General features: G+C 44.0%; 14 protein-coding genes. 6 read left to right on the top strand and 8 right to left on the bottom strand.

Annotated elements, in window-relative coordinates:
• Positions 1-81 precede the first annotated feature (81 nt).
• The 4 genes from NT175_13080 to NT175_13065 form a co-directional block, all read right to left on the bottom strand.
• Complete coding sequence (locus tag NT175_13080; protein ID MCX6235629.1) at positions 82-3,201, bottom strand: hypothetical protein; 3,120 nt, start codon at positions 3,199-3,201, stop codon at positions 82-84.
• Between the two features lie 320 nt (positions 3,202-3,521).
• Positions 3,522-4,271 carry a response regulator gene (locus NT175_13075; protein ID MCX6235628.1) on the bottom strand — a complete coding sequence of 250 codons (750 nt, stop codon included), beginning with the start codon at positions 4,269-4,271 and terminating at the stop codon, positions 3,522-3,524.
• Positions 4,264-5,334, bottom strand: a complete 1,071-nt coding sequence (locus NT175_13070; GenBank protein MCX6235627.1) for a histidine kinase — start codon at positions 5,332-5,334, stop codon at positions 4,264-4,266. Before NT175_13070 ends, NT175_13075 begins: the two co-directional genes overlap by 8 nt.
• A complete protein-coding gene (locus tag NT175_13065) occupies positions 5,334-6,068 on the bottom strand; it encodes a DUF5668 domain-containing protein (protein ID MCX6235626.1) in 735 nt (244 codons plus the stop codon). Before NT175_13065 ends, NT175_13070 begins: the two co-directional genes overlap by 1 nt.
• A 254-nt stretch (positions 6,069-6,322) precedes the next feature.
• Between NT175_13065 and NT175_13060 the strand changes: the two genes are divergently transcribed.
• From NT175_13060 to NT175_13050, 3 genes are read left to right on the top strand one after another with little or no spacing between them, the layout of a single operon-like run.
• The gene (locus tag NT175_13060; protein MCX6235625.1) at positions 6,323-9,361 is read left to right on the top strand and encodes a SusC/RagA family TonB-linked outer membrane protein; all 3,039 of its coding nucleotides are present in this window, start codon (positions 6,323-6,325) and stop codon (positions 9,359-9,361) included.
• Between the two features lie 24 nt (positions 9,362-9,385).
• Entirely contained in the window at positions 9,386-10,969 is a 1,584-nt protein-coding gene (locus tag NT175_13055; protein ID MCX6235624.1) for a RagB/SusD family nutrient uptake outer membrane protein, read from the top strand.
• Between the two features lie 20 nt (positions 10,970-10,989).
• Positions 10,990-12,132, top strand: a complete 1,143-nt coding sequence (locus NT175_13050) for a SusE domain-containing protein (GenBank protein MCX6235623.1) — start codon at positions 10,990-10,992, stop codon at positions 12,130-12,132.
• 73 nt (positions 12,133-12,205) lie between these two features.
• Here the strand turns inward: NT175_13050 and NT175_13045 are convergent, their stop codons facing one another.
• The 4 genes from NT175_13045 to NT175_13030 all read right to left on the bottom strand — a co-directional run bounded on the left by NT175_13045 (position 12,206) and on the right by NT175_13030 (position 17,348).
• Positions 12,206-14,572 carry a DUF4982 domain-containing protein gene (locus tag NT175_13045; GenBank protein MCX6235622.1) on the bottom strand — a complete coding sequence of 789 codons (2,367 nt, stop codon included), beginning with the start codon at positions 14,570-14,572 and terminating at the stop codon, positions 12,206-12,208.
• 56 nt (positions 14,573-14,628) lie between these two features.
• Positions 14,629-15,702 (bottom strand): glycosyl hydrolase 53 family protein, encoded by a 1,074-nt coding sequence (locus tag NT175_13040; protein ID MCX6235621.1) that lies wholly within the window; start codon positions 15,700-15,702, stop codon positions 14,629-14,631.
• Positions 15,703-15,771: 69 nt separating this feature from the next.
• The gene (locus NT175_13035) at positions 15,772-16,845 is read right to left on the bottom strand and encodes a glycosyl hydrolase 53 family protein (protein MCX6235620.1); all 1,074 of its coding nucleotides are present in this window, start codon (positions 16,843-16,845) and stop codon (positions 15,772-15,774) included.
• 173 nt (positions 16,846-17,018) lie between these two features.
• Entirely contained in the window at positions 17,019-17,348 is a 330-nt protein-coding gene (locus NT175_13030) for a hypothetical protein (GenBank protein MCX6235619.1), read from the bottom strand.
• A 10-nt stretch (positions 17,349-17,358) separates the two neighbouring features.
• Between NT175_13030 and rpsL the strand changes: the two genes are divergently transcribed.
• The 3 genes from rpsL (at position 17,359) to fusA (ending at position 20,406) form a co-directional block, all read left to right on the top strand.
• On the top strand, positions 17,359-17,739 hold the full coding sequence (gene rpsL, locus NT175_13025) for a 30S ribosomal protein S12 (protein ID MCX6235618.1): 381 nt from the start codon (positions 17,359-17,361) through the stop codon (positions 17,737-17,739).
• A 68-nt stretch (positions 17,740-17,807) separates the two neighbouring features.
• Positions 17,808-18,275 carry a 30S ribosomal protein S7 gene (gene rpsG / locus NT175_13020; protein MCX6235617.1) on the top strand — a complete coding sequence of 156 codons (468 nt, stop codon included), beginning with the start codon at positions 17,808-17,810 and terminating at the stop codon, positions 18,273-18,275.
• Between the two features lie 28 nt (positions 18,276-18,303).
• Complete coding sequence (fusA, locus tag NT175_13015; protein MCX6235616.1) at positions 18,304-20,406, top strand: elongation factor G; 2,103 nt, start codon at positions 18,304-18,306, stop codon at positions 20,404-20,406.
• Positions 20,407-20,454: the final 48 nt, after the last annotated feature.

Raw genomic sequence — 20,454 nt, 5'->3', positions numbered from 1 at the left:
GTCCTGCATCTTCTTTGTGCACCTTTGCTGGAACTTGAGACCTTTGTGGTTTAAGGCATTTATGTCACTCTCTCATGTCCTTTAAGGCTTGTCTGTACATGTTTTAACATAATTAATATCAATACCGATATACTTGTTCCATTCATCGGCCGAAAGGTTTCTGGAAACCATCCCGCAGATTTTCCCTGCGAGCAGGGCGGGGTTAATCAACCTGATACGGATGGTCTTATCCGGGCTACTGGAAGCCAGCCGGTTGCCGTCGGGAGTGAACACAATGTCAGAGATCCAGAAGTCCTGATCATCAATGATAATAGGTTGTTCTTCAGGATTTTTGTAGATCCACAGACGTATGGTTCCATCATAGCTGCAGCTGGCAAGGGTCTGCCCATCGGGGCTGAAACACAATGCAGTGACGCGTGATAAATGCCCGATAAGTTCAGTAGCCTGCTGAAAGGGATTTTCACCATACCATAACCTTATCAGACCGTCTTCATCACCTGAAGCCAGCACATTGCCATCTGGACTAAAAGCAAGGGAGAAGACAGATTTACCAGTGGATTGCACCACTACCGGTGCAGCCATCATGCTTCTCAGGTTCCACATTTTTACCTCGCCTTTTTCATTTCCCCAGGCCACACTTAAACCATCAGGTGTAAAACAAACCGTGTTGATCCGGCAAGTTGACTGTTCGATGAAACTGCAGGTAAAAGGATCCTTGCTGATGTTCCACAATCTGACACTTCCATCGGCGCTGGCTGAAGCTAATGTTCCATCTGACTTATCAAAACACAATTGCGTCACGAAAGAGGTATGGCCCTGTAAAAGCCTGGGTTCACTGTTCAGGTTTAACATATCCCAAAGCAGGATATCACCATTATAACTCCCTGAAGCCAGCAGGTGATAATCGTGACTGAAAGCCAAAGAACAGAAACCATTTTGTCCCATATTATTGGTATACATATCACGAGGTGGCTGATCGGGATTATCCATGTCCCAGATTTTTACGGTACCATCAATGCTGCAGGATGCAAGGGTATGGCCGTCATTTCCGATGTCAATGGCACGCACTTCATCCTTATGACCACGAAGTGTGACGGGTATGCCAGCCACATCGGCCAGTGCTTTGAAAATGTCGGGATCATTCGGTAGTCCTTCATTTTCTTTATTCCATTTATAGGCTTGTAATGCCAGAAGCACAGTCAGGTCATTCCTGCCGGATGACTGCAGCTCAACTGATTTAATAGCCATCGCTTTCGCAACGGCGATGAGCCGCAAACGCCTGGCATTCTGTTCGGAGGTCTCCGCCTTTATCCTTTCGGAATCGGCAATTTGTTTTTGCTCCACAGCTACCTTCCTCTGTTCTTCTGCCTCATCACGTGCAACATCAGCCTCATTTTTTGCAGTTTCTGCCACCTGACGTTGATGAATAGCTTCCTTTCTCTCCTGTATGGCTATGTTTTGCTGCTGGATGGCATATTGCTTCTGCTTCTCCGTTATTATTTTCTGCTGCTCTGCAATTTGCTGCTGTTGTTCTGATATTTTCCGCTGGATGACCGACTCCTGTCGCTGCTCGGCAGCGATCCTGCTTTCAGTCTGTGCCAGTTTTTCTTTCTCAAGAGCTTTTTTTTCACTGGCTTCTGCCTTGAACATCAGGTTCAATGATATGATCAGAAAAAAAATGGAGACGATGGAAGCAGCTCCAAGGATGATTGCAAATCTCCTGGTCCTGATAAGCTCCCTGCGCTGACGCTCTTCCTTTTTTGCCACCTCAAGGTCAGCCTCTTTTTTACTGTATTTCAGAAAGCCAATAGCCCTGTCAAAAGCAGGATCATAGCGGTTTGCCCAAGCCTGGTTTGGATTGTTATTTTCCATCCAGTTAATGGCAAGATGCAATTCAGGATCAATCCATAACCCGGTTTTCCCTTCCTGGTATAATTCGGCAGATTTCGACAGGCGCATGTAAAGTTGTGCTGACCGTGTCTCTTCTTCCACCCATTGATGCAGACGGTGCCATATCCTCATGATGCTCTCATGAGTGATGTCAATGACAGTATCTTCATTAAGCTGTACCTGGTAAGGAGGCATCAGGAATGTCCTTCCGGGCTGCCTGAAATGGTTGATCACCGTGATGACTTCCTCAACCTTTGCACCAGCGATGGAACATATTTCACCGAGCTGCGTTGGCCTGCGTGTTCCCCTGTTATCCTCTCCTACATCTGTTAGAGCTTTAAACAGTCTCTCGGCAATATCCTGGTGTCGCCGGTCGGGCAATTCATTGTATACCTCCTCTGCATGCACCGACAGGGCTTCACTCATGGTGCCGATGGCTTCATAATGGTGTTCATCAATCAGCTTATGAATGCCGGGATTCTGTTGCCAGTATTCCCACATTCGCATCAGTGCATGCTGAAGTACTGGGAGTTGATCAGGATCGCTGCCGGCTTCCTCCAGTAACCTGTCGACCAGGTCATCCGTTATAACAGCTCCACAAACCCGCACCGGATCGACAATAGCAGAACGGATCTCGGCTTTTGTCATTCTTGGCACAAGATAATGCCCCTGGTTTATCTTTTCGGTGAGTCCAGTGTATTCGGTGCATTCATCAATAAAGTCCGACCGCATTGATATAATTACATAAGCAGGAACTGTATCCTGTTCAAGGGCTATAAGGAAAAGATCAATGAAATGAGAAGCTTCAATGACGTTGTGAAAGCTTGTCAGGCTGCTCTTAAAACGGAACAACTCTTCAAACTGGTCGATGATGATCAGGTTGTTTCTTTCAGACAGGGCTGGCTGCATGCCAAGTACCTGTATTAAACCATTTTTCCCTGACTTTAGCACCTTTTCCAGATCAGAGGCATCCTGAAACATCTTCTGTGCAGGGTCGGTCCTCAGGCATGTTTCATACAATGCATTAGCCATGCTGCCTATCGGATCATCACCGGGTCTGAAAATAGAGACTTCCCAGCTGTTGGGATCTTTTACACCTTTCCTTTTAACCAGTGCCGGAATTAAGCCTGCCTTGATAAGGGATGACTTACCGCAACCCGACGCGCCTGTTATCGCCAGAAAATGGGAGGAGGATAATCGGGATACAAGGTCCTTGGTCTGCTGATCTCTCCCAAAAAACAGGTAATCTTCATGCGGCTCATAGCTTCTTATTCCGGGAAAGGGATTGGGAGTTAATTGTATGTCGGTCATGTTGATATAATTAACTATAGAAGATGATAACCATGAAAATTTCAACCAATTTAGTTATTATTTGGATAAAACTAATAAAAAGGGTAAAATACCATTATTAGAAAATCAATTTAATTTTTTTCTTCCCTTTTGAAAGTTTCAGGTGTGTGAAAGGTTTTGTAACCGCAGAGGACGCAAAGGTATCGCAGATAACGCAAAGATTTATTTTCGTATTTCAGCATTTGCACCCTTTGCGCCTCCTTTGCGCCCTTTGCGGTTATATTAGTGCCTATTAACCACCGAGATGGCATGAGATACGGTGGATTATCAGCCTCCAAAAATCACAATAAATCCCGTAATTTTTTATATCCCTCCTGGCTTGTGCGCAGTTTCGCACCGTCCTTTAAAGATACCAGGTGGGTGTCCTTTTCATAAAGTTCAATGGAGGCTATCTGATCCACATTTACAATATAACTTCTATGTATGCGGATGAAGTTGGAAGGCAGGTGGCGTTCAAAGTATTTCATGGTCTTTTCTTTCAGATGACGGCCGGCATCCGAATAAACCATCACATAATCATCCTGTGCTTCAATATAATGGATGGTGCCAACAGGGATAATGATGATTTTTGATCCCATCCGTGTCACAACACGGTCGATGATCTTATCGGCTTCGTCCAGGTGTTGCTGCAGCTGTCCTATGGCTGTTGCCGGCGATGCAGGCTTGTGAGCTATCCTCTTTCTGGCTTTGTCAAGAGCCTGTTCAAGCCGGGCTTTTGAAAAGGGTTTCAGCAGGTAGTCAACAGCATTATGTTCAAAGGCTTTAATGGCATACTGATCATAAGCTGTGGTGAAGATGATCTCAGGCTTATGGTCGAGGACTTCGAGGAGCTCAAAACCATCTACCTTCGGCATCTGTATGTCGAGGAACACCAGGTCGGGCTTAATGTCCTGCACTGCTTTCAGGGCATCAAAGCCATTTTCACACTCACCGGCAAGCTCTATACCCGGCACTCCCGACAGATAATTCTTTATCAGCTCCCTGGCCAGGATTTCATCATCTACAATGAGCACTTTGATTTTTCTATCCATTTTGCGGAATATTTAAAAACACTTCAAAATATTGCTCCTGTTTGCTGACCTTAAGCAGGTCATGCCTGTCATAAAAAGTGAGCAGCCGGTTTTCAACGTTTTTCAGTCCGGTGCCTGTCCCTTTACGAATGATGCCAACCGGATCAAAGTTATTGGATATGCTGATCCTCAGGAAGCCACCCTGCAGATAAGCTTTAATATGTATTTTCACCTGCCCAGTTGAGCCATATACACCATGTTTAATGGCATTTTCGATGAGAGGTTGCAGGATCATGGCCGGCAATGTGCAGATATGGCATTCCTCGTTGATCTCTTCAGTTATAATAAGCCTGTCACCGAATCTGACCTTTTCAATATCGAGATATAAACCGGTATGGTACAGCTCTTTTTTCAGGTCGCTGAGGATTTCTTCCGACTGGTTGAGGGAATACCGCATATATTCCGACAGTTTGATGATCATGTCCTGGGCTTTATCCGGGTTGGAAATGGTGAGTGCACTGATGGAGTTCAGGCTGTTGAAGAGAAAGTGCGGACGTATCTGCGACCTGAGCAAGTTCAGCTCGGCGTCGCGCAATGATGATTTAAGCTGGGCTTCATGTTCCATTTTCTCTTTCAGTTCGCGGAAGCTGATGATCAGGTAGGCGATCGAAACCAGCAGTCCGTAATAGAGCACACCACTGATGATTCTGATGACAAGCGAATCTTTCAGAAACTGGCGGTATGCAGGCTGGCTTTCAAAGAGCAGGTTCAACAGGAGATAGGCGGCACCGAGCCATATTAATAATGTGACGGTGACACCTGTGATATGAAATATCAGTATTTCGCCAAGCGTTTTTTTCCTGATGTCGGAATATCGGGTCATGAACCACAACCCGGTACCCATTATTGCAAACAGGCCGTTGTATACCAAGCTGTCGCCAAGAGCTTGTGGGGCAGTGAGCTTATAGACCCGGAACATAATGAAAAAGTGGATAGCTGAAACAGCTATCCACATCATGACATAAGGTATGGCCAAGTGGGATTTTGAGAGGCTGAAGATATTTTTCCGGATACCGTCAAGCATTATTTACGTTTTATTTCGCCGCCGCCAAAAATGGTCACGCCTTTGATGATCAGTGTTTTGCTGTAATCGACCTGGGTGGGGCCACGTTTGTCGGAATATCCTCCAAAAATACTAAATACTTCTATTTTAATGTTCCAGTCGGCAGGGATGACTAATTCGCTGCCGCCGAAGACCACGATCATTTCCAGCTCATTGACGCCGGGAGCCATTTTTGTGTTGGTAAGATCGATTTTAGATCCGCCAAATACAGCTACCATACGCCCTCCTTTAAATGCCTCGGAATGGACGACCCTATCGCCGCCACCGAAGACAGCCACTTCATCGATATAATCGTCACCTGAAGAGATAGTGTCGATACGTCTGTGCCTGAACATATGTCCTGTGCCAAAGATCATCCCAAGTCCGAATAAGATAATCACTGCAGGCCAGAAGACATGCCAGAAATTGACATCCTCGCTGAATACATTATGAAAGACGTCGGGCATCAGGAATATTCCGGCGATGACCAGTAGTAATCCCCACCACCATTTCCGGCCGATGATGTTTACCAAACCAATGACGACGATGAGCATGCCCCACGAAAAAATATTATGATGCCAGTTGTGGGGTAATAGGCCGGTGTTGCTGAGCAACATGACGAGGCCTGCCAAGATGACGACAATTCCGAATATCAGTGTACTTGAGCCGAATCCTCTTCTTCTGCAGCAGGGTTCATTGTGATTCTGTGTTTCCATTTTTTTATGATTTAAAGGTTAAACATGAAATTCATTAACGGTGCAAAATTAGACCTGCCGGTACAAGTATGAAACACAAAATCGGTGAGTACAGGATTTTATACGGCGAGCACGGATAAGTTTTATTTTGAAAATGCCCTATATATGATTATTTGTATTTTTTTATACTATATTTGTACTGATCTATCTAAACAAATGACAGATATATTCAATATCTGTTTCAAATTAAATATTCACTAAATCACAACAGCACTATGGGAAAACATCTTACTATTAAATTACTCCTGTTCCTGTCGCTATTCATTTTGTGCTATACGACAGGTTTTGCTCAGGGAGGTGATGTTACCGGGCGGGTTACCGATGCTTCAGATGGACAAACTCTTCCGGGAGTCACCATATTGATCAAGAGTACCACGATGGGTACAGTTACCGATATTGACGGGTATTACAAGATTCGTGTAAATCCCAATACAACGCTTGTGTTCTCATTTATCGGATATGAGACCCAGGAAATCCTGGTTCAACCTAATTCCGTTGTAAATGTTGCTCTTAAGTTTAAATCGACCTTTCTGAGTGAGACGGTTGTGATTGGTTATGGGATACAGAAAAAGGATGATGCAACAGGTTCGGTTTCAGCTGTTCAATTAAAGGACTTCAATAAAGGTTCAATTGCGTCGCCTTCCCAGCTCCTCATTGGTAAAATACCCGGTGTCCAGATTACGTCAACCGGTGGCGCACCTGGTGGTGGAACTACTATACGCATCAGGGGAGGCTCCTCCATATCAGCAAGCAATGATCCTTTAATAGTGATCGATGGAGTACCCATGGACAATGAAAGTATTTCAGGCTCCAGAAATACCTTAAGTTTCATTAATCCCAGTGACATTGAATCAGTTACAGTCCTGAAGGATGCCTCTGCAACGGCTATCTTCGGTTCAAGGGGATCCAATGGGGTTATCATGATTACCACAAAAAAGGGAGCAGTTGGAAAGGGTGGCAAAGACAGTAAATCTATTAATCTTAGTTATAATGGGACTTTTTCTGTGTATACGATCCCCAAGAAGATTGATGTACTTAAAGCTGATGAGTACCGTACGATCATCAATAACCGTTATGCCAGTAATGAGAACGTATTAGCACTGCTGGGGAAGGCTAGTACAGACTGGCAGAATGAAATTTATCAGACGGCCCTGGGAATGGATCATTATCTGAGCGCAACCGGTGCATATAAAATCCTGCCCTATATGGTTTCCCTGGGTTACTCTGATGAGAATGGCATTCTGAAAACGGATAATATGAAACGTACAACCCTGTCGGCTACATTGAATCCGTCGCTGTTTGATGATCATTTGAAGATTAATTTCAACGTGAAAGGCATGTTTATTAAAAATAAATTTGCCGATCAGGGTGCTATCGGTGCTGCGGTGCAATATGATCCCACTAAACCGGTAAAGTCTGATTCCGTGTATACTGTTCATTACACGGATGTGAATAATAATCCGGATTCACTCACAACAGATTATGGCGGATATTATGCATGGACACAGCCAAATGGCGCACCTGTATCACAAGGCTCCAGCAATCCGGTCGCTTTGTTGAACCTGCGAGATGATAAATCCGATGTGAAAAGAATCATCGGCAATATTCAACTCGACTATAAACTGCACTTTCTCCCGGATCTGCGTGCAAATCTGAATATGGGGTATGATTATTCCAAAAGCGATGGAACCGTGTATGTTCCTGACTATGCCCCCTGGGTATTCAATGCAGTTTATGGAGGTGGCTTATCCACTGTATATAAGCAGGAGAAGAAAAATGAACTCCTCGACTTTTACTTGAATTATGTTAAAAACGTCAGTGATTTAAAAAGCACCTTTGATATTATGGCAGGTTACTCCTGGCAACATTTCTGGAGAAAAGGCTCAAATTACTCGACCAATATTATTAAAACAGTAGTTAATGACAGCTCTGATTATGCAACAGAAAGTTACCTTGTATCATTCTTCGGACGTGTCAATTATTCATTAATGAGCCGCTATCTAATAACCTTCACATTACGTGACGATGGTACTTCAAGGTTCTCACCCGATACACGCTGGGGTTTGTTTCCTGCTGTTGCCATAGGATGGAAAATCAATGAAGAACCGTGGATGAAAAATGTTACTGTTTTATCGCAACTCAAGCTGAGAGCAGGATATGGTATTACCGGGCAGCAGGACATCGGACAGGGTGATTATCCCTATCTGGCCCGTTATACTTACAGTGAACAAAATGCGATGTATCAGTTTGGGAATCAATTTCTCGTAACCTTACGTCCTAATGGATTCGATAAAAAAATAAAGTGGGAAGAAACTACCACTTGGAATCTTGGTCTGGATTATGGCTTTTCCAATGACAGATTTTATGGCTCACTGGATTTTTATTTCAAACAGACTAAGGACCTTATCAATTTTATACCGATTCCCGCCGGAGCAAACCTCACTAACTATCTCCTGACCAATGTCGGAGACATGGAAAATAGAGGTGTTGAGTTTTCAATTAATACAAAACCTGTCTCAAGGGAGAATTTTTTCTGGGAAGTTAATTTGAATGCCACTTACAACGCTAATAAAATCACAAAACTGACAGTTACCGATGATCCCAATTACATAGGAGTACTGACCGGGGGTATTTCAGGAGGTGTTGGAAATACATGCCAGGTCAATAGTGTAGGATATGCGGCTAACTCATATTTTGTTTTTGAGCAAGTATACGATGCACACGGTAATCCGATAGAAGGCATGTATGTTGACAGAAATGGAGATGGACAGATAACCGATAACGACCGTTACCGTTTTAAGGATCCAGCTCCGGATTATTACTTTGGTATATCTTCAAATTTGCAGTATAAAAGCTGGAGTTTTTCCTTTTCAGGACGTGCCAACATCGGCAATTATATTTATAACAACGTGATTTCCGAAAATGCAGTCTGGGAAAGACTTTATCGCCCCGAAGGTCCTTACATTGGCAATGTGACGTCGGATGTCAAGATGATTAACTTTGTATCACCTCGTTACCTGTCAAATTATTTCATACAGGATGGCTCATTTTTCAGAATGGATAATATCACGCTGAGTTATTTGTTCAACAAACTTATTAATGGCAAGGTAAAACTACTGCTTTCAGCAACTGTTAACAATGCTTTTGTGATTACCAGGTATTCAGGTATCGATCCTGAAATCAGTAATGGTATTGATAACAGGATATACCCACGACCACGTGTATTTGTGTTCGGTGTGAATCTCATGTTTTAATTAACCTTCAAATTCAGAATAATTATGAAAAAGTTATTGAATATCACTCTGATTACTGCAGCACTTGTCCTGGCATTTTCTTCCTGCATTAAAGATCTGGATACGATACCATTGGATAAAGATGAAGTAACGGCTGCAAAAGTTTATGATAATCCTTCCTCATACAGGCAGGTCCTGGCAAAATTATATGCCGGATTAGCCGTATCCGGACAGACAGGCCCGCATGGCAACTCTGATATCAGCGGCATAGATGAAGGATTCGGACAATATCTCAGAGGTTACTGGTATCATCAGGAACTGACGACCGATGAGGCGGTCATCGGATGGAATGACCAGACCATCAAAGATCTGCACTGGCAGACCTGGGGAGCAAGTGATGTCTTTATCGCGGCTATGTATTCCCGTATCTTCGTCCAAATATCTCTATGCAATGAATATATACGTCAAACTGCCGACAGCAAGCTTGATGAGCGTGGTGTGAGTGGTCAGCTGAGAACAGATATCCAATATTATCGTGCAGAGGCACGCTTTCTGAGGGCTCTGAGTTACTGGCATGCCCTGGATCTGTTTGGCAATGTACCGTTCGTCACCGACAATGATCAGGTTGGAGTATTCTTCCCGCAACGGATTTTAAGACCTGACCTTTATAAATATATTGAAAGCGAATTACTGGATATTGAAAACCTCCTTATCGATGCCAGGCAGAACGAATATGCCCGGGCTGACAAAGCAGCTGCCTGGATGCTTCTGGCAAAACTGTATTTGAATGCCGAGGTCTATATCGGAGAACCTAAATATACCGAGTGTCTCACTTATTGTAATAAGATCATCGATGCAGGATATTCTCTTGAACCGGTTTATCAGAATCTCTTCCTGGCTGATAATGCCAACCTCGACGAGGTCATCTTCCCGGTTACATTCGATGGTAATAATACGAGGACATGGGGAGGAACCACCTTTATTATTCATTCCGAGGTTGGCGGTAACATGAATCCCAGTGCATTCGGCATCGACGGAGGATGGGGAGGTATCAGAGCTACCAGCGCTTTCGTAAATAAGTTTGATGATATTACCGGCAATACAGATAGCCGTGCCACGTTTTATACTGATGGGCAAAGTCTGGAAATCACCGATATCTCCAACTTTACAAATGGATATCCGACTACCAAATTTAAAAATGTGACCAGGGGTGGTGCTCCGGGCTCTAATCTCGTTCATACGGATACTGACTTTCCGATGTTCAGATTAGCAGATGTCTACCTGATGTATGCGGAAGCAGTCCTGAGAGGTGGTACAGGCGGAGATATAGGAACTGCTCTCGGTTATATCAACGCAATCAGGGAAAGAGCTTATGGTGATGCTTCAGGAGATGTTACCCAGATTGACCTGCCATTCATCCTCGATGAAAGAGCACGTGAACTTTACTGGGAATGCCATAGGAGAACTGACCTGATCAGGTATGGACTCTTTACCGGCGGCGATTATCTCTGGCCCTGGAAAGGAAATGTGAGTGGAGGCTTAGCTACTGATGTGAAGTACAATCTCTTCCCGATCCCGTCCTCAGATCTCAACGCAAATCCAAATCTTATACAGAATCCAGGTTATTAATTCTTTAAAACATTATAGGAATGAAAAAGATAGCATTTATAGTAACAGTTTTCATAGGATTAGGCTTACTCTTTTCCTGTGAGAAAGAGCTGAGAGACCCGAAACTGGACCCAAGCCAGGCGGTTAAACCAGAAATTTCAAGCCCTACTAGCGGATCCTCATTCGTGCTTTTAAAAGATCAGGCCGACAGTGTGCTTACCACGTTCATATGGTCTGAAACACATTACAATCTGACTGATCTTGAGACTACAAAGTATATCCTGGAGATGGACCTGGAACAAAACAATTTCTCCAGTCCGTATACCCTCACTTCCACCACCAGTACGGCTTATGAAATGACAGTTACCCAGATGAATAAGATTCTTCTGGTTTTAGAGCTTGATCCTGACGTTGCCTATGATCTCGCCTTCCGCGTTCGCTCTTTTGTCAACAGTATAACTACTTATTCAAATGTTATATCTGCTGTGATCACTCTGACCATTACGCCATACAGTGATGAGATATTTATAAAGCCGATCTATCTGCTCGGCAGCGGTACAACTATAGGATGGAGCAATATACTGGCACTTCCGATGGAGCATATCGGACAAGGTCAATTTGCAAGAGTGGAAACTCTCACACCCGGTAGCGCACAATATATCAAATTCATTTCGGTTTTAGGTCAGTGGGCTCCGCAGTGGGGAACAGATGCGACCGGTACTGCTGAAGGAGGAATATTGGTATACAGGCCGACGGAAAGTGTGCCGGATCCGCCTGCCATCCCCGTTGGTGTCGATGCTGGACCATATTACATTATGGCCGACACACTGCAGCTTGCCTATGAAACCTTCCTGACATCCGGGGAATTGTACCTGCTTGGTGATGCAACTCTTGCCGGATGGGATAACACTGCAGGGCTGAAACTGACAGAAGATCAGCCTCATGTGTTCAGTATTATAACTACACTTAATGCGACAGGTACTATGAAATTCCTGGAAGTGTCAGGTCAGTGGGCTCCGCAATGGGGGACAAATGGTGACGGATCCAACAAAAAGGGATTTCTCATATATCGACCTACGGAAGGCGTACCGGATCCACCTGGCATCCCCGCTCCCAGTGTTGCAGGCCAATACAAGATCACTGTTGATCTGACGACCATGCAGTACACGGTCGAACAGCAATAAAGCGGCGATCGGTTAATAAAAAGAGGCTGTCGCAGAGATTATTTTAATCACCCGGACAGCCTTTTTTATTTTATTACCTCACAACAGGTATTTTTAAATTTCCAGGTAAAAGATTTTTACAGACAGCCCGGATAGAAATTTCTCCGTGTGCCTCACCGATCCTGACCAGGGCCGTTGCAATGCCTGCCTCACTATCTGTATTATCCGGATTTATAAGCTCTGCATCTCCAGTAATCGCAAAATCGATCTTTACGCCATTCACCGGAACAACCGTGCCATTCATATCCTCGAGACGAGCATATATAAAAAGAATATCATTGACGTTTGCTTTTGGTGGACACCCACTCTCATCATAGCTCAGCCTGACAGCAACAGGATTACCAGGCGTTGAAACCGAATGCCTTACGACGTTGTCTCCATGGATATAACCGTTGGCCGTGAGTGTACCGGATTTGAACTCCTTTATTTTAAATGTGAAAGGTGGATGTGTCAGATTTGTTGACATCCGGTTTGAATCCAGACCTTGCCGTGCTATTACCTCACCATTCAATGACAGTTCAACTTCTTCGCAATTGCTGAAGACGCGCACATTAAGGTCTGATTTCTCATTCCAGTAAGTTGCAATAAATGCCATCGGACCAGAAGTATAGGTTGATAAAACCTCAGGGGCATCGCGCTGGCTCTGAAAGAAGTAATAACCGAACTTGGGCAGACGGTTTATCGACATGATCCCAGAGGCTTCCAGGTCATTGGCAAAACCCCGGTTATAATCATACATCACCCAGTATCCATCGGCAAAGGCAGGAGTGGTGAAATTATCATTCTGTGCCTCCTGAATATTTGTGGCCTGTTGCAATAACCTCGTTTCCCCGCTTGAAAGCAACTGCCTGCTGGAACGATCTTCCTGTAAAAGATCCTGCCATCGCTCCTGATTGAATCCTGCATTCATGGCATAATACTCCCAATCTCCATATTCTGATACAATATATGGTTTATCAGGTTCTTCATAATATTGCAGACGGTGCTGCCGTGCCTGAAGAAAAATGTCATATCCGTAATTTATCCAACCGGCTGTGAAACATTGATCACCAGGATACTCCTGATGGGCAATGGCAACAGCCTTATCAATAAACTCTTTTGACATGGCAGATTCATTTAGCGAAACTTCCCACGCCATTACACATGCATGATTCCTGTCCCTTCGGATGAGATCACGACAACATTGCAGTACCTGTGATTGAAATGCATCATCCTCGCTGAAATACTGCCATCCTAAGATAGCATCGAGAACGACAATGCCTAGTTCATCACAAGCATCCATGAAAGCTGGTGAATGAGGGTAATGTGATAAACGAACAAAGTCAAATCCGGCATCCTTGATTTTCCGGGCATCCCTGTATTGAGCTTCATTACTTAAGGCATAACCTACATATGGATATTCTTGGTGACGATTAACCCCACGCAGGAAGATCTCTTTACCGTTTATAGCAAAATAATTTGGGGCAATATCGAAATGCCTGATGCCAATCCGGGTGGTATCCGTATCAATGACATGCCGGTCATTGATCACCACTGTCACCAGCTTATATAAAGTGGGAGATGACGGTGACCATAATTCAGGTGATTTCAGACTGATATCAACAACAACTTCACAGTCATCACCGGTCTCTAGAAATTGCTCTGATGATTTAACCATGACGGTCATCTCATTTCCTTTCCATAATTCATGCTGTATATAGAAACGTTTATCTCTGCTGTCGGCATTCATTACAAGCGTTTTTACCTTAATAATGGCTTCTTTTTCCGAAACTTCCGGATAGCTGATAAATATCCCTCCACTGCCGGGCTTGTTTGCATAAACTGCATCTGTTATAAAAAGGGGATTTTTAATAATGAGAAAAGCGTCACGGTATAATCCGCCATACATATTGAAATCAAGCTGTTTAAGTGGCTTAGGCCCGGTTATAGGATTGTCCCGGTTGTCCAACCTTACAATCACATGATTCTGTCCTCCAATATTGGCTTCTTTGGTAAAATCAACCGCAAACGGCAGGTATCCTCCCAGGTGTGTAATTTTTTTAATTCCGTTTATCCATACATCTGCAACATTCATGGCACCTTCAAATTTCAGGAAAAGAAGTTTTCCTTTGGTGTAGTCAGGCAGTACAAAGTCTTTACGGTACCAGCATATCCCTTGCCACTGATTGTTCACGACCAGTGGTTCTATAACAGGAGAATGCGGCAGTTTAACACTTTGCCATTGAAGATCATCAATATCAGTTGAAAAGATAGATGTGCTGTCGGCCGAAAGAATAAATTCCCAATTACCGTTGAATTTTTGAGTTGACCAGGAGGTATTTTTAAGTTTCTCCTGACAACCGGTAAAAGCAAAACCGATTAATAGGATTAAAATATTCAGCAGGCGGAATTTGGTTCTCATTAATTGAAGCTAAATTGTATATTTGGGTGAAAATGTCAACAAGTACACGATATGATTTAATGCCTTGTATACTTATCAAAGACGTCAATCACCGGCAATACATTGCCTTTATCATCAAAAAAATCCCGGTTTGAAGTGTCAAAAATGGTAGCAGGTTCCCACCAGAAAATCCCTGCACCCAGATTGTCGGGAGTGCTCAAAACAATGCGGTTCACCTCTGCAAGAAATTCCTTTTGTCCTTCTGGTGTTTCCGGAAATGGTGCAGGTTTATTGACGTACTCGGTAGGATTGGAGCAATAGGCAACTTCAACCAGAATAATGGGCTTTTTATACTCGCGTGCCATGAAATTCATATTTTCACGTAAGTTCAGCAGACTACCATGCCACCAGGGATAATAAGACTGTCCGATGACATCGAAACTGATGTTATAGTCAATTATTTTATCGAAAAAATATTTTGTTCGTTCTTTATTTCCACCCTGGTCGATGTGGATCATAATCTGGGGCCGGGGAAGATTGCCACAGCCGGCGATCACACCGTTAATACCGGCCTGTAGAAGTTGGGCGAAGTGATCCCAGTTATCCGGTATTCGTCCATCAGGCCATAGCATGCCGTTGATAACTTCATTGCCAACCTGCACCATATCGGGAGAAGCATCCGCATCCCTGAATGCAGTCATTGTCTCCCGTGAATATTCAAATACCGCAACGACTAGCTCCTCATGTGTTTTTCCCTCCCAGGATTTGGGAATATACTGTTTACCCGGATCAGCCCAGGTGTCGGAATAATGATAATCAAGCAGGAACTTGTATCCCATGTTCTTTGCTTCCTTTGCCAGGGCAATGGTATACTCCAGGTCATTGGGAAGCTCGGTGGGCGTGTGAAAAAGACGTAACCTGATCCAGTTATAGCCGTGGTCTCTGAAAATTTGTAATCCGGCTTTTCCCGCGCCATTCTCCCTGAATTCAAAATCCTGGTCTTCTGCGGCTTTCAGAAATGAAAGATCAGCTCCGATGGCATATTCCTGGGCGTTTATACCGGAATACCAGATGATCTGAAATAGAGTCAACAGTAAAACGTAAATATAACCTGCTGGTTTCCTGTGTGGTAACGATACTTTTCTTGACATGGCTAAATCATTAATAACTAATTCTGTTCAATTGATCGTTGATAATTGATCATTGATCATTGTATAAGATTACGGTTCTTTCTTAAATACACTCATTACAGGAAGGGCTTTATTATCGAAATCAAAAAGTGTCAGATTTTCCCAGTTTGATCCGTTTGTTGACTGCGGTCCTTTGAAAGCAATCCATTCACCTCCCCAATAACAGAAACCAATACCTTTGTTTACCGACCGGATAGCTTCCTTCATGGCCAGCATAAAACTGGCCTGTCCCTGAGGTGTTGCAGGATACCCGGAGACTAACTGATCAGCTGTGCCGATGATATTATTCGTCCAGTCGTTCCATCCCAATGTAAAAGGGTAAGCGGTTTCGGCAATGAGTATTTCTTTTCCGCTGACATTGCTTAGGCTGGTCAATGCATTTTTCATGGACTCCAGATCTTTTCCGTGCCAGAAGGGATAATAGGAAATGCCGATGATATCAAAGTCAACAGTGTTGGTGCTGATCAGGTTGAAGAACCAATCTGAACCCTCAATGCCGGCAAAGTGGATGATGATTTTTGTTTTACCTGAGGCATCTCTGACAGCACGGGTTCCTTCTTTCAGCAATGCAATGAAATTGGCTGGATGATCAATTTGGCCCAAATCCCAGAGGAGTCCTGAGTTTATTTCATTGCCGATAGAGATGAAATCCGGTTGAATGGCTGTCATAATCCGATATGTATAAGCGTAAATGCTATCCTTTAATTGGTCGATATTTAAGTTTTGCCAGGTTAGAGGAATAGTTTGTTTCCCAGGATCTGCCCATGTGTCAGAGTAATGAACGGTGAGATAGACTTTCAATCCGGCGTTTTTGATTCTCTCCGAGAAGGCCAGGACTTCATCAAATCCGGAATGATTGCTTGGTGGGGCATACCAGAGCCTTAACCGGATGGTGTTGCAGCCTGCTTCTTTCAGAATAGTCAGAACATCTTTAGATTTTCCTTCAGCATCATAAAAACGAATCGAATAGGTTTCTATTTCAGGAAGATATGACAGGTCAGCACCGCGGATAAAATTATCTGGAGAAGAATTATCCGAAACATTATCTTTACCACAGCTAATAATCAGTAAAAAAAATGCCGTTAAAAAGAGTTTTGGCCTCATTTGTTTTACTATTTGGATCAACGTCCTGAGGACAGTTGCTGATTGAGATAATCACAGTCAAAGATACATAATAATCGATTTTAAAGATCGGTCTTCGAGTTAATCAGTTATGATTTTTCGAAATGAACAGACTTGGATTCATGCCAGGATCACGCTCTCTTATCTTCCTGTCCTTAATGGCAGGGCAAGTCATAAGTGCGGATAATTTTAGCAAAAATATTATCAAAAATTGTTTTTTTAAAAAAATGTTGTACTTTTGCACCCGCTAAAATTGCTGCCCGGTTTTTAAAAACTGAGGTGGTGATTATCAAAGTAAAACAATTTAGGAAACCTGACAAAGTAAGACAGCTATAGGTTTCTGCTAACAGGATCAGTTCACATGCTCCGGTCAGCCTGTCAGTCTTACCAAAATCATTTCTTTCCTGATTTTTTACTTCAGAATATAAATAATTGTGTACTTTTGCAGTCCTTTTTTTGAGGACGACGAAGTGAATAATAATCAAAACCGTTGATATGCCAACTATTCAACAATTAGTACGTAAGGGAAGGAATAAGCTGACGTATAAAAGCAAGTCTCCGGCTCTGGACTCCTGTCCTCAGCGCAGGGGTGTTTGCACCAGGGTTTATACCACCACGCCAAAGAAGCCCAATTCAGCCATGCGCAAGGTGGCCAGGGTGCGTTTGACCAATCAAACAGAAGTGACAGCCTACATCCCCGGCGAAGGCCATAACCTGCAGGAGCACTCCATCGTCATGATCAGGGGTGGCAGGGTGAAAGACCTTCCCGGTGTAAGGTATCACATCATCCGCGGTGCTCTTGATACGTCAGGTGTCGAAGGCAGGGCACAGCGCCGCTCCAAGTACGGGGCTAAGAGGCCGAAGAAAAAGGCGTAGACATTGATCAGTGATCAATGATCAAATAATAGTTTTAGATTAGGAAATTTAAAAATAATTCATCAGAGATGAGGAAATCAAAGCCAAAAAAGAGAGAATTGTCACCGGATCCGAAGTTTAATGATCCTCTGGTGACCAAATTTGTTGGCAATATTATGCTGAGAGGCAAGAAAAGCGTGGCGTTTCAGGTTTTCTATGACGCCATTGATCAGGTCACTGAGCGTACCAAGGAAGACGGGCTTGAGGTATGGAAGAAAGCGCTGGCCAATGTCACACCTTCTGTTGAGGTGAGAAGCCGCAGAATAGGTGGCGCCACATTCCAGATACCTTCGGAGATCAGGCCTTCACGAAAGTTGTCAATAGGCATGAAAAACCTGATCAAGTATGCCCGTGCACGGCATGAGAAATCCATGCAGGAAAAACTGGCAGGCGAAATTATGGCAGCCTATAAAGAAGAGGGTGCAGCTTTTAAGAAAAAAGAAGATACACACAGGATGGCGGAGGCAAACAAAGCCTTCTCCCATTTCAGATTTTAACGATACAACAGACGGGTATAATACAGTAATGTCGGAAAAACTCAAACATACGCGCAATATCGGCATAATGGCTCATATCGATGCTGGCAAGACCACCACGACTGAGCGCATATTGTATTATACCGGCATCAATTACCGCATGGGTGAGGTGCATGATGGCACAGCCACCATGGACTGGATGGTACAGGAACAGGAACGTGGCATCACCATCGCCTCTACAGCTACTACTGTTTTCTGGGATTTGGAAGGGGTAAGCCACAAAATAAACATTATTGATACGCCGGGACATGTGGATTTTACGGTCGAAGTGGAACGTTCCCTGCGTGTCCTTGACGGCGCTATAGCTATTTTCTGCGGCGTCGGCGGCGTGGAACCACAGTCGGAAACGGTTTGGAAACAGGCTGATAAATATGGTGTTCCGCGTCTCAGCTTTGTCAATAAGATGGACAGGGCAGGAGCGGATTTTTACAGCGTCATCGAACAGATCAAAAGAAAACTCGGCGCCAGGCCGTTGCCCATTCAGCTTCCTCTCGGTGCCGAAGATGCCTTTTCAGGGGTGATTGACCTTATCAACAGAAAAACTTACAAATGGGATGATGACTCTCTCGGCATGCAATTTTTCGAAAGCCCTGTTCCCGAAGTGATGAAAGCTGAAGTGGAAGAGTATAGAAATCTCATGATCGAAGGCCTTGCAGAAGAAGATGAAGAGTTCTTTGCCAAATATATTGATGATCCCGACTCCATCACTGTGCAGGATATTCATACAGCGATCCGCAAAGCTACTATTGAACTGCGCATGACCCCCGTATTGTGCGGGGCAGCCTTCAAAAATAAAGGCATACAGAACCTACTTGATGCCATTGTACGTTACCTGCCTTGTCCTACCGATATCCCGCCTGTTAAAGGTGTTAATCCGGTAACGAGAAAAGAAGAAACCAGATATGCTGATGTAAATGAACCCTTCACTGCATTGGCTTTTAAAATAGCCGCAGATCCCTATGTGGGACGTATCACATTTTTCAGGATCTATTCCGGCCACCTTGATGCCGGTGAAACTGTTCTGAACACGACAACAGGTCATAAAGAGCGAATATCCCGTCTGTTGCTGATGCATGCCAACAAGCAAAATCCTGTACAGCATGTGGAAGCCGGGGATATTGCCGTCGCTGTTGGATTGAAACAAATACGCACCGGTGACACGCTTTGCGATCCGCGGTATCCGGTGGCACTCGAATCCATTAAGTTCCCGGAACCTGTCATCAGGATAGCTGTGGAGCCAAAAACACAGGATGACGTCGATAAACTGGATATATCGCTGCATAAGCTGGCTGAAGAAGATCCAACCTTCTCGGTCAAAGTGGATGAAGAGACGGGCCAGACCATCATCAGCGGCATGGGAGAGCTTCATTTAGAAGTGCTGCTTGACCGTTTACAAAGGGAATTCAATATCGCATGTAATAAAGGTCAGCCTCAGGTTGCATACAAGGAAGCCTTGGTCAATGCAGTAGAACACCATGAGGTCTATAAAAAACAGTCGGGCGGACGTGGCAAATTTGCCGATATACTTGTTGAAGTCGGTCCGGCAGACACAGGATTGAAAGGTTTGCAGTTCATCAATGAAGTGAAAAGCGGCGCTATTCCCAGGGAGTTCATCCCTGCTGTTGAAAAAGGTTTCAAGACAGCCATGAATAACGGCATACTGCTTGGATTCCCTGTCTATAACCTGAAAGTCAGGCTGCTGGATGGTTCATACCACCCGGTAGATTCTGATGTTTTATCATTTGAAATCGCTGCCAACAAAGCTTTCAGGGAAGCATCCAAAAAAGCCAAGACTGTTCTGCTCGAGCCTGTCATGAAAATGGAAGTCGTCACCCCTGATGAATATCTGGGTGACATTACCGGTGACCTGAACAGACGCAGAGGCCACACCGAAGATATCAGCACAAGGGTTGGCGCAGTGGTTTTAAAAGCAAGGGTTCCCCTGGCAGAAATGTTCGGATATGTCACCGCATTGCGGACCATCACATCAGGGAGAGCCACATCAACACTTGAGTTTTCACATTATGAAATAGTACCTCAGGACATAACAGAGGAGATCATTTACAAGATCAAAGGGTATGTCCTGATTTAAATGAAGGAACAATAGAACACATATAGATTTAAGATATAAACAAAATCT

Source organism: Bacteroidota bacterium, assembly GCA_026391695.1.
GTDB lineage: Bacteria > Bacteroidota > Bacteroidia > Bacteroidales > JAGONC01 > JAPLDP01.
This window is presented reverse-complemented; position numbering and strand designations above follow the sequence as displayed.